Genomic DNA, 10790 nt, shown 5'->3' on the forward strand with positions numbered 1-10790 from the left:
CACGCGCCATTCAGACCGTAGCCAAGAGCCGGGGTATCGTATTGATCGTTGGCGAGGGTTGTGCTCGCCCGGTTCGCAGCAACCGCGACGGAGCTATTTCTGAGATTGCTGCCCCGGGCCCACCCCTGTAGCCGCCACCCGCCCACACCTTCCGACGCCGGCTGGGCAAGGGTGAGACTCAAGGCCTCGCCGGTGGAAACCGACCGTGCGCCAACCAGGCCTGCGCCCTGCTGCACGCGAAACGCCTGCACGCGTAGGGCGACCTGAACGTCGCCGATCTGGTGCTGTGCGCGCACCGCGACGCTGGCGTCCTTTGTGTCGAGCCGCTGATCGGCAGCGCCCTGTCTCGGCCCTCGCACAACAAAATAGCCGGTTGTGCGCGACGTCGCTGCCGTCACCAGCACGCCCGGTAAGCCGCCGGAGATCGCCACGCGGTAACTCGCGCGCGCGCCTGCCGAAGCGTCCAGCGCGGCGAGCCCGCCGCCGATGCCTCGTTCCTGCAACGCTACCACTCCGGTCAACGCGCCTGCGCCGTAAGGCCCTGCTCCTGCCCCGCGCACGATGCTGGCGCCGTCCAGCCCTTCGGGTGGCAGGCCGCTCCAGATCACCCAGCCGCCGAAGGGATCATTCTGCGGAACACCATCCAGCGTCACCAGCGCCCGACCGGCGCCCGACGGCGCGATGGCGCGGAGTGATAGCCCCTGCGTCGTCGGATTGGCTGCGCCACTGCCTGTCCGGCGAAAGAGCGAGACCCCCGGCGTGCTCTTGAGGGCCTCATCCAGCCGGGTTTCGGTCTTGAGGATCTCCGTCCCGATCTGTACGGCGCTGAACACCGCGTCGCCGCCGAGCGGGGCCAGCCGCGGCGGATGGACCACCACGATCTCGACTTCACCTACTGGTGGCGGGGGCAGTTCGGGCATGACAACTCGAAGGTCTGGTATGAACGTGGGGGCCGAGGGCTAAAGAGCCTTGGAGGAGAGCGCAATGACGAAGGTCGCCATAATCACCGGTGCGGGGAGCGGGATCGGACGCGCTGTGGCCCTGGCGCTACTGAAGTCCGGCTGGTCGGTATCCCTGGCGGGACGCCGCTCGGAGGCGCTGGAGGCCACCATGGGTCTGGCGGAAGGCGGCCAGGCTTTGGCCCATCCCACGGACGTGGCAGACCCGGACAGCGTCGAAGCCTTGTTCGCCGCGACCCGGGACCGGTTTGGTCACCTCGACCTGCTGTTCAACAACGCCGGAACGGGTGCCCCGCCCGGCCCGCTGGAGGAACACTCCCTCGAACACTGGCGACGCGTAGTCGACGTGAACCTGACCGGGACTTTCCTTTGCACGCGCGCCGCGTTCGGCCAGATGAAGGCCCAGAATCCGCGCGGCGGACGGATCATCAACAACGGCTCGATCTCGGCGCACACGCCGCGCCCGAATTCTATCGCCTACACCGCCACCAAGCACGCCATCACCGGCATGACACGGTCCACGTCCCTCGACGGGCGAGCCTTCGACATCGCCTGCGGCCAGATCGACATCGGCAACGCCGCCACCGAGATGACGCGCGGCATGTCGCGCGGCGTGCCCCAGCCCGACGGTTCCATGAAGGTGGAAGCCACCATGGACGTACAGGCGGTGGCCGACGCCGTGCTCTACATGGCCGGCCTGCCCCTATCGGCCAATGTCCAGTTCATGACGGTCATGGCCACCCAGATGCCGTTCATCGGGCGCGGTTAGGCAGCTCGGTCATCCAAAAATTGGTGCGCGCTTCTCGAGACTGGCCCGCACGGCTTCAACCTGGTTTGGCGAACCGATGAGGGCCGTCTGTTCGACGCTCTCCGCCAGAAGGATGGCGTGCTGATCCCCGTCGGCCATCAGATTGAGCAGGCGCTTGCCGGCCCGGACAGCATCGGGGTTCTTGCCCGCCACTTCCCGCGCAAAGGCCAGAGCTTCGGCGCGCGGGTCCTCGCACACGCGGGTCGCAAGGCCCATGGCCAGCGCCTCATGACCATTGAATAACCGGCCCGAATAGGTGAGCTCGCGGGCGACGTCGTCGCGCACCAGGCCGCGCAGCAGCGCCATGCCGGCCATGTCCGGGATCAGACCCCACTTGATCTCCAGCACCGAAAGCTTGGCATCCGGCGTAACAAATCGCATGTCGGCGCTGAGTTGCAGTTGGTAGCCGCCGCCGAACGCCACACCGTGCACGGCGGCGATGACCGGGACAGGGATCTCGCGCCAGACCATGACCGCGTGCTGGGCTCGATTTGAGCCGCCGGGCGTGCGGTTGTCGGTGACGAGCGCACCTGCCGATCCCTGTCCGCCCGATCGTTCGCCCGACGCCATGGCCGCGAAGTTGGATGTGTCGAGCCCAGCGCAGAACGACCGGCCCTCGCCTGACAGCACCACCGCGCGCACGCCTACCTCGGTCTTCAGCCGTTCGCCGGTCTGGATCAGCGCATCGAACATGGCATTGTCCAGTGCATTCATCTTGTCGGCCCGGATCAGGCGCACGTCGGCGACGCCATCCAGGATATCTACGGAAATTCGATCGTTCATATGTCTCTCCTTCAGCCGCGGGTCAGGACATAGCCGACGCGCGGTACGTGCAAATGAATAACTCCAAGGTCCCCGGCTTCCCGGGCCAGGGTAACGCGGTCTCGGGTTACTGCGACAAGGGCTCCGGCAATCGGGTCACGACCGTAGTCGTCGGCGTGGACGATAGCGGCGTCGCCTGCCTTGAGGCCGGAAGGGTCGTCGGGATCGCTCTCCAGTCCTGCGATGGGCGTCGCGCTCGCAGCAACAGCCAACGCGTCCGCGGACGCCAGATCCTGTCGACGACCGTGGCCGATGGCGCGCAGGCGATCGCGCCAGGCATGGGTTCGATCAAAGCCTGCCAGCAGTTCATCGGCCACGGTCGGCGCCGCAGCGCCAGTCCACCAGATGTTCATCCAGGCCGCCACGTCCGCGAGCGATGGCGTAGCGCCGCCAAGGAAATCACTCCGGCCCAATCCGTCCTCGAGCCATGCTGCGTAGGCCCGCCATTGGGGCTTCATGAAGGGCGCAGCAGCCTTCATGGCGGCGACGTCGAAAGGACGTCCCGAAAGTTTCTCCCGGTCCGCCGCAAACTCCGCAGGGATACTGTCGCCGATTTCGCCGAAGATCACGGCGACGCTGGCCTGAAACCAGATCCGGTCCGCCCAGAGGTTCACCGCCCAGTCGGCGCCGGTCACCACCGACGGGTTCGGATAGCGCCGCTCCAGTTCGGCCAGGATCACCTGGCTGTCGCAATAGACATCTGCCCCGATCTGCATCACCGGGATGCGTCGATAACCTCCGGTCAGGGGGATCAGGTCAGGTTTCGGCATGATCACCGGCTGGACCACCGAGGCCCATGCAAGGCCCTTGATCCCCAGCATCAGCCGGACCTTCTCCGAGAAGGGCGAGGCCGGGTAGTGGTGGAGAATGATGTCGGTCACGTGGTTGGGTCTCCGTCTGGACGCCGTACGCCCACTCCTAGAGCCTGTCCGGTTCAGATGGAAACATCTGAACCGGATAAACAGGCTCGTTATCATACGTTTAGAGCACGACGGGCGCTTGAACCGGTATCCACTTCAAGCTGTCGTGCTCCAGGCGAACCGTCCACCGCGGCAACGGCGCCGTTGCGGCAACATGGGGTTCACTCGAAAGGCGGTGCAAACCGGATGTTCCCCCTCTCGAGGCCCTTCAGCACCACGTCGACGCCGCCGGATTTGATCATCCACTCCAGTCGGTGATCGCGATACTCACGCTTGAACAGGCCTTTTTCCACCAGTTCAGCCACATCGGGCATGGTGGTTGAAGCGCTGGCCAAGGCGGCCATGTCCGCGTTCGTGGCGGCCACGGAGGGTCGGGCATTGGCGCGCTCAAGCCACGACGACAGTTTCGTTCCGCGCGCCGGTGGATTGCCCTGACCCACCGAGCCATTGACATAGGGGACCACCGATAGGTCGCCCCAGCCAAAGGTCTCGCCGTTGAACCACTCGCGCTCGCCCAGTTGCCGCTCAAGCCATGCAAAGAACCCATCGGTCTGAACCCTGGCGGCGGCGAACAGCGTCTCGGCCAGCTCGCCCTCGGCGCGCTTGAACCAACGAATCTCGGAAAGCCCCCAATTGATGGCCTCGAAGTGGGTGTCCATCACCTCCTCCAGCATCCGCACCCGCGCCCGCTCGCCGGGTGCGGCCGGGAGCATGGCGGGGCTGGGATAAGCATCATCGAGGTATTCCAGGATGATGGTGCTGTCGAAGACCCTCACATCACCATCAACCAGCGCCGGGACTTCCGCCCGCGGACTGGCTTCGACGAAATCGCCCTGGGCGCCGCCAGCACCCAGACCGCCGGGCTGTGGCGTTTCAAACGCCAGCCCCTTTTCGCGAAGCGCGATCTTGACCTTCTGGGCATAGGGCGAGAGCGGGTGATCGTAGAGGATGATCATTGTCAGCTCTCCCGCCTGGCATACGTCGGTTTGCGCTTTTCCAGGAAAGCCTGCACGCCCTCCTGAAAGTCGCCGTCCGAGCTGGCCAGGATCTGGTTGCGATCTTCCATGGCGATCACCGCCTCGAGGCCCTGGGCGTCGATGGCATGGTTCAGCGCCTCTTTGGTCAGGCGCAGTCCCAGCGGCGTGGCGTGCAGCATATCGTCGACGAAGGACTGCGCCTCTGCCTGGAGCTGATCTTTCGCGACGATCCGACTGATGAGGCCCAACTGATAGGCCCGGTCAGCATCGATGAACCGGCCCGTCAGCATATATTCGGCTGCCACGGACGAGCCCACCATCCGGGGCAGGAAGTAGCTGACACCGATGTCGCAGGCGGTGAGACCGATGCGGATAAAGGCGGCGTTCATCCGCATGCTTGATGTGGCGATCCGCACATCCGACGCCAGCGCCAGAGCAAATCCCCCGCCGGCAGCCGCGCCATCCACGCAGGCGATGATTGGTTGCGGGCAGCGCCGCATGGCGATCACGATCTCACTGATCTCGCGCTGGCGCGTCAGGCCGGCGCCTATGGACCGTGACCCCTGTGGGTCGCCACGCTCCTTCAGATCCAAGCCAGCACAGAAGTTCTCACCCGCGCCCTGCAGGACCACTACCCGCACATCGCGACGCCAGTAGAGGCCGACGAAGAATTCCCTGAGTTCCGTGACCAGGTTGCGACTGAGCGCATTCAGCCGCCCGGGCCGGTTCATGGTCGCCCAGACGACATCACCGTCCTGGCGCAGTTCAAGATCCGCCATCCTCAGAGTCCCCTCAGCCAGTCGAGCAACAGGGCCGTGGTTTCCGCAGGTCGTTCCTGCTGGGTCCAGTGGCCGCAGCCCTCAAGGATATGAACACCGCGCAGGTCGGTGGCGTGCTCACGCATCAAGGCGCCCGGATCGGCGATGCGACCGAAGCCGGTGAAGGCCGGGTCCTTGTCGCCACCGATCAGCAGCGACGGCTGATCCAGCTTGCGGCCCTTGAAACCCTGCAGCCACTCAAAGTCGCGCTCATGGTTGCGGTAGCGGTTGATCGGCCCCCGGAAGCCGGATCGCTCGAACTCCTCCACGTAGTAGTCGAGGTCGGCAGGCGATAGCCACTCGGGCATCACGCCCGGGTCCATCATCCCATCCAGCAAGGTGGAGTCCACGCCCTTCAGAGGCCACGAGCCCTTGGGCGCTTCGCCGGCGATGCCAAAGTAGAACTTGCGCAGGAAGTCGCGGACATCGCCTTCGGCCTCGGCCTCGGGCGGACCCACTTTCTGGAACCAGTCCTGGTAAAAGAAGATGCCTTTCGAGGTAAAGGCCTCCCTGAAGATATCGGTGAAGGGTCGTGTGGGGACGCCGGTGAACGGCACCGACAATCCCGCCACCGCCGAAATCCGGTCCGGCCGCGTAAATGCCGTGTTCCAGACAATGGGCGCACCCCAGTCGTGACCCATCAGGATCGCCTTCTCACCGGGAGCCAGCGTCTCAACCACGCCCACGACGTCACCCGTCAGGGCCTCCATAGAATAGGCGTCGATGGGATAGGGTTTGTCCGATCCGCCATAGCCGCGCACGTCGATGGCGGCGACTCGATAGCCAGCAGCGGCCACCGGACCGATCTGATGGCGCCACGAGTACCAGCTCTCCGGAAAGCCGTGGACCATCACTACCAGCGGGCCATCCCCTTCCACGGCGGCGCGCAGCCGCGAAACTCCGGTGTCGATCCTGTGAAATTCGGGCATGGCGATCCTCGTCGGTGGGCTGCCCATGCTTCTCCGGCGGAGGGCCCAAGGCAAGAGTGACCCGGCGTCACGGTTGACCTTGTTGTGCGCGACGCGAACCATAGGTCAAAGGGAGGAGCGCCGATGGTCTCGCTGACTGAGAAGAGCGCCGGGTTCGAGTGCGTGCTGTGTTCGCTCGAAGATCATGTCGCTACAATCACCCTCAACCGGCCAGAACGGCGCAATGCCCTGAGCTATCGGGCCTACGACGAGCTGGAGCAGGCTTTTCGCGCCGCCACCGCTGATTCCGATGTTCGCTGCGTGATCGTGACCGGCGCCGACCCGGCGTTCTGTTCCGGTGACGACGTAGGCGAGATCATGGCCGGCCCGAAACCGGTATCCAGGGCACCGATGCCGGTCACCTATCAGGCGACCCCCGCAGCCATCGCGGTGCTCGAGTGCGACAAGCCGGTGATCGCCGCGGTGAACGGCGCGGCGGTGGGCTGGGGCATGGAGTTGGCCCTCTTCGCCGATATCCGGATAGCCTCTGACAAGGCGAAGTTCGGCGAACTCTTCGTCAAGCGCGGCCTGGTCTGCGATGTGGGCGGTTTCTACCGCCTGCCCGCCATTGTCGGACCTGCGAAGGCCGCAGAGCTGTTGTTCACCGGCGACATATTCGACGCCGCCGAAGCGCTGCGTATCGGACTGGTGAGCGACGTGGTCGCACATGCAGACCTGATGCCCCGCGCCCGCGCCATGGCCGCCCGTATCGCCGCCAACCCGCCGCTGGCGGTACGTCATCTGAAAGCAGGGCTGACGCGCTACGCCTACGGCGATCCCCGCGAGATCGGCGCCTGGGCTATCGAGAAAATCCGGCTTCTGATGCAGACGGATGACCACAAGGAAGGTGTCGCAAGCTTCCTCGAGAAGCGGCCCGCCGTGTTTCAGGGACGTTGACCATGGATCTCGACTTCACCGGCAAGACGGTTCTGGTCGTGGGCGGCTCCAGCGGCATCGGCAACGGGATAGCTCATGGATTTCACGAGCGCGGCGCAAACGTCCATGTCTGGGGCACGCGCGCAAATGCCACGGACTATGAGGGGTCTGAAGGCTCTGACCTGACGGGCCTTGCCTACGCCAAGGTTGACGTCGGAGTTCGCGCCGAGATCGCCGCAGCCGAGACCATCGCGCCACTCGACGTGCTGATCCTCTGCCAGGGCACGGTCCAGTATCGCCGCGCCGAATTCGAACCTGAGGGCTGGGACCGGGTGATGGCCGTCAATCTCGATAGCCTGATGGACTGCGCGCGAAAGTTCCGCGCAACGCTCTCGGACCGAAAGGGCGTGATCATCATCGTCAGCTCGATTTCGGGCTACACCTCCAACCGGGGCAATCCAGCCTATGCGGCCTCCAAGGCCGGCGCCATCAGCCTGACCAAGACCCTCGGCGAAGCCTGGGCGCGGGAGGGCATTCGCGTCGTCGGTCTGGCGCCGGGCCTGGTCGACACCAAGCTCACCAAGGTGACCACCGAGCACCCGGAACGGCTCGAAGGTGCCTTGCGTTCAATTCCGTTGGGCCGGATGGGCACCCCCGCCGATATGGCCGGCGCGGCCCTGCTGCTGGCCTCTCCGCTGGCGGCCTATGTGGTGGGCCACACCCTGATCGTTGATGGAGGACTTTCCCTGTGAACAGCCGATCCGTAGCGGGCTCCGTCGTCCTGATCACCGGCGCGGCCAGCGGTATGGGCCGGGCGACCGCAGAGGTGTTCGCCGCCGAAGGGGCCCACGTCGCCTGCACCGACATCGCCGCCGAGAGCGTGCGCGAGGTCGCCGACGATCTTTCGCATCGCGGCTTCAGCGCCGAGGCCTGGACCCTGGACGTGGCCGACCCGGCGGCAATCGAACTGGTGACCGCTGCCGTCGCGGCGCGGTTCGGGGGCATCGACATCCTGGTCAACAACGCTGGCGTCGGCGGCTTTTCCGCCATTGATTCCGACAATTACGAAGCCGTGTGGTCGCGGACATTCAGCATCCTGATCACCGCCCAGCAACGGATGATCCGGGCCGCCCTGCCACACCTGCGCAAGTCCGCTGCGCCCCGGATCGTCAACATCGCCTCGACCGAGGCCCTGGGCGCGACAAGCCGCGACAGCCCTTATGCCGCAGCGAAGTCGGCGGTAACCGGCCTGACCCGGGCGCTTGCCGTCGAACTGGGGCCGGAGGGGATTACCGTCAACTGCATCTGTCCGGGGCCAATACTCACCGGCATGACGGACGCCATCCCCGAAAAGGACAAGGAAACCTATGCGCGACGCCGCACAGCGCTGCGCCGCTATGGTCGCCCTGAGGAAGTCGCCCATATGACGCTCAGCCTCTGCCTGCCGGCGGCCTCCTTCATCACCGGCGCCACCATCCCCGTCGACGGTGGCCTGATGGCGCGCAACGCTTAGCGCAGACGCCGCCCCTTAGCGGCTTAAGTCCCCTTGAATTTGCCAGGACGTTTCTCGCGGAACGCCCGGACTCCCTCGCGGAAGTCCTCACTGCTGGTGGCCAGCAGATACTGATCGCGATCCATGAACGAAGTCGCGTGAGCCGTCGCCGCTGCGACGGCATTGACCGATTCCTTGGTCATCCGGATCGGGATCGGCGGCAGAGCCGCGACCTTGGCGGCCCAACTCCGGGCTGCCTGCAGCGCATCGCCCTGGGCTACCAATTCGTCAGCCATCCCCCAGTCGAGGCATTTGCGCGCGTCGACCGGCTCTCCAAACATCACGAACTGCTTGGCCCGCGATGGCCCGGCCAGGGCCACGATCCGGGGTATGCTCCTCCAGCTCATGTTCATCCCCAGCGGCACTTCCGGCAAACGCAGATAGGCGCCCTCGCCCATGACCCGGAAGTCACAGGCCACCACCAGGGCGGCGCCGCCGCCGATGCAATACCCCTCGATGGCTGCGATGGTGACGGCCTCAATCTCCTCCCAGGCCCGGCAGAGATCGGGGCCCGCCATGACCGCACGGCGATTGTCCAGCAAGCCAGGGCGCGCGCCGTCAACATCGCGGTTCGACAGGTCTGCGCCCGCCGAGAAATAGCGGTCCGTCCCGGTCAGGATCACTGCCCGAACATCCGTCCGTAACCGTAACAGCCGGGCGACTTCGGTCAGTTCCTCCATCAAGGCGGGATTGAGCGCATTGCGGGCATCCGTGCGGACCATCGCCACCTCGACGATGTCGCCGCTGCGATACACCCGGACGAGCTGCCACGGATGATCAAAGAGCGCGTCCATGGCCGTTTCCTCGCAGAGTTCCGATTAGGCCATACTGAGTTGGACTCCCGCTTTGGGATAGCCCCCGACGGCGACTTATTGCTTGTCACGCCCGGGCCAGGGCAAACGCGGTATCAAGCGCTTCTTCGCTTTTGCGGGCTTCGGTGTCAGTTCCTGAATTGGCGGCGCGCCGGTGGTGCTGGCGGGTTCCTTCTCCTCCAAGGTCTGAATACCCTCGTCACGATCGCAGCGCCCGTCGCGCTTGGCGGCCTCGAACACAGTTACGACCAATACCGGCTGCAGGCCGGGCTTGGCCGTCGACACAACCACGTTCAGGTTCCGACGCAGGGACAGGTTGCAGAAGGCCTCGCGCGTGGCGAAACCTTGCGGGTCCCAGCGGGCTCGGGTGGGTCGGAACAATTCGGCGCGCCGGCTGATCGCTTTCATCACCGCATCGCGCACCACCACAGGCTCTCCATCCGAGACCGTAACGGTACAGCTCACCGGATCCGTACCGCGCCGGATCGCGATCGGGCCCGCCTCGATGTCTCCAACCGGCGCGTCGTCGATCACCGCCGACAGGCAGGCTGCTGTCGCCGAGCGGGCGTCATCCGCAGGATCAGCGTGCGCGGCGACGGCTGCAAGGGAGGCGAACACGGTCAGGACAATCAGGCGCATGGGTTCCCATAGCCCCGGCTTCGCGGCGAGGATAAGGCAGGCCGCTCAAGCGCCGGGCGTGCGCGGCACATAGGCCTTGTGACAGCCGTTGCAGGCGTCATAGAGCCGCCCGCCGATCTCGAAAGCCTTTTCTGCTTCCTTCGCCCGGGCGGCAATCTCGCCCTCAGCCCCGACCTGCGTCATCATCTCTGCAAAGGTTGACCAGGCGCCCTCGCGGGCGATCCCGGGGGATTGCAATAGCTTGCCCTTCGCCTGCAGGGCCTGCGCACCCTGGACCGCAGCCGTCCACCGAGCGTCTGCGGCGAAGACGCTTTCACCTTCCGGCGGGTCGTTGCCCGCCGCCCAGAACGCCACGGCGGCCGGGTTCACATCCAGCGCCATGATCATCTTCGACGCCAGGTCCGCCGCCGTTGCGCTGCTGGCGGCGAAAACCACGATCAGGGGCAGCAGGAGACGCACCCTCATACGCCTCGAATCCGGCGGGTCAGGTCTACCGTCGCACGGACCCTGGCTTCGATTCCGGCGTAGTCCCTGGCCTCCAGCAATGCCTTGGTTATCAGCCCCGATCCCATGCCGCAGGCCACGATCCCCGCGCCGAACCAGGCCCTGAGAGACACTTCGTCCGGCTCGACCCCGCCG

General features: G+C 65.6%; 13 protein-coding genes. 4 read left to right on the plus strand and 9 right to left on the minus strand.

Annotation, left to right across the window (positions count from 1 at the left end):
- Positions 1-920: TonB-dependent receptor (locus ACIQ42_RS09875; protein ID WP_397422028.1), on the minus strand; the 920-nt coding region annotated here is incomplete at its 3' end.
- Positions 921-984: 64 nt separating this feature from the next.
- Between ACIQ42_RS09875 and ACIQ42_RS09880 the strand changes: the two genes are divergently transcribed.
- The gene (locus ACIQ42_RS09880; protein WP_397422029.1) at positions 985-1728 is read left to right on the plus strand and encodes an SDR family oxidoreductase; all 744 of its coding nucleotides are present in this window, start codon (positions 985-987) and stop codon (positions 1726-1728) included.
- Positions 1729-1737: 9 nt separating this feature from the next.
- On the opposite strand, the gene ACIQ42_RS09885 is transcribed toward ACIQ42_RS09880, so the two are convergent.
- The 5 genes from ACIQ42_RS09885 to ACIQ42_RS09905 all read right to left on the minus strand — a co-directional run bounded on the left by ACIQ42_RS09885 (position 1738) and on the right by ACIQ42_RS09905 (position 6233).
- Positions 1738-2550, minus strand: a complete 813-nt coding sequence (locus ACIQ42_RS09885; protein WP_397422030.1) for a crotonase/enoyl-CoA hydratase family protein — start codon at positions 2548-2550, stop codon at positions 1738-1740.
- 11 nt (positions 2551-2561) lie between these two features.
- The gene (locus ACIQ42_RS09890) at positions 2562-3470 is read right to left on the minus strand and encodes a glutathione S-transferase family protein (protein WP_397422031.1); all 909 of its coding nucleotides are present in this window, start codon (positions 3468-3470) and stop codon (positions 2562-2564) included.
- Positions 3471-3670: 200 nt separating this feature from the next.
- A complete protein-coding gene (locus tag ACIQ42_RS09895) occupies positions 3671-4465 on the minus strand; it encodes a glutathione S-transferase family protein (protein ID WP_397422032.1) in 795 nt (264 codons plus the stop codon).
- A 2-nt stretch (positions 4466-4467) separates the two neighbouring features.
- The gene (locus ACIQ42_RS09900) at positions 4468-5265 is read right to left on the minus strand and encodes an enoyl-CoA hydratase/isomerase family protein (RefSeq protein WP_397422033.1); all 798 of its coding nucleotides are present in this window, start codon (positions 5263-5265) and stop codon (positions 4468-4470) included.
- A gap of 2 nt (positions 5266-5267) precedes the next feature.
- A complete protein-coding gene (locus ACIQ42_RS09905; RefSeq protein ID WP_397422034.1) occupies positions 5268-6233 on the minus strand; it encodes an alpha/beta fold hydrolase in 966 nt (321 codons plus the stop codon).
- Positions 6234-6356: 123 nt separating this feature from the next.
- Here ACIQ42_RS09905 and ACIQ42_RS09910 point away from each other — a divergent pair, with 123 nt between their 5' ends.
- The 3 genes from ACIQ42_RS09910 to ACIQ42_RS09920 are packed head-to-tail and all read left to right on the plus strand — an operon-like array spanning position 6357 to position 8661.
- On the plus strand, positions 6357-7169 hold the full coding sequence (locus ACIQ42_RS09910; protein ID WP_397422035.1) for an enoyl-CoA hydratase/isomerase family protein: 813 nt from the start codon (positions 6357-6359) through the stop codon (positions 7167-7169).
- A gap of 2 nt (positions 7170-7171) precedes the next feature.
- Complete coding sequence (locus tag ACIQ42_RS09915) at positions 7172-7900, plus strand: SDR family NAD(P)-dependent oxidoreductase (RefSeq protein ID WP_397422036.1); 729 nt, start codon at positions 7172-7174, stop codon at positions 7898-7900.
- Positions 7897-8661: an SDR family NAD(P)-dependent oxidoreductase gene (locus tag ACIQ42_RS09920; RefSeq protein ID WP_397422037.1), complete on the plus strand. Its 765-nt coding sequence runs from the start codon at positions 7897-7899 to the stop codon at positions 8659-8661. The genes ACIQ42_RS09915 and ACIQ42_RS09920 overlap by 4 nt, the downstream gene beginning before the upstream one ends.
- Positions 8662-8684: 23 nt before the next feature.
- Here the strand turns inward: ACIQ42_RS09920 and ACIQ42_RS09925 are convergent, their stop codons facing one another.
- The 3 genes from ACIQ42_RS09925 to ACIQ42_RS09935 all read right to left on the minus strand — a co-directional run bounded on the left by ACIQ42_RS09925 (position 8685) and on the right by ACIQ42_RS09935 (position 10616).
- Positions 8685-9494, minus strand: a complete 810-nt coding sequence (locus ACIQ42_RS09925; protein ID WP_397422038.1) for an enoyl-CoA hydratase/isomerase family protein — start codon at positions 9492-9494, stop codon at positions 8685-8687.
- 75 nt (positions 9495-9569) lie between these two features.
- Positions 9570-10151 (minus strand): hypothetical protein, encoded by a 582-nt coding sequence (locus ACIQ42_RS09930; RefSeq protein WP_397422039.1) that lies wholly within the window; start codon positions 10149-10151, stop codon positions 9570-9572.
- A gap of 45 nt (positions 10152-10196) precedes the next feature.
- Positions 10197-10616 carry a hypothetical protein gene (locus ACIQ42_RS09935; RefSeq protein ID WP_397422040.1) on the minus strand — a complete coding sequence of 140 codons (420 nt, stop codon included), beginning with the start codon at positions 10614-10616 and terminating at the stop codon, positions 10197-10199.
- Between the last annotated feature and the right edge of the window lie 174 nt (positions 10617-10790).

The organism is Phenylobacterium sp., assembly GCF_044372605.1.
Lineage (GTDB): Bacteria > Pseudomonadota > Alphaproteobacteria > Caulobacterales > Caulobacteraceae > Phenylobacterium.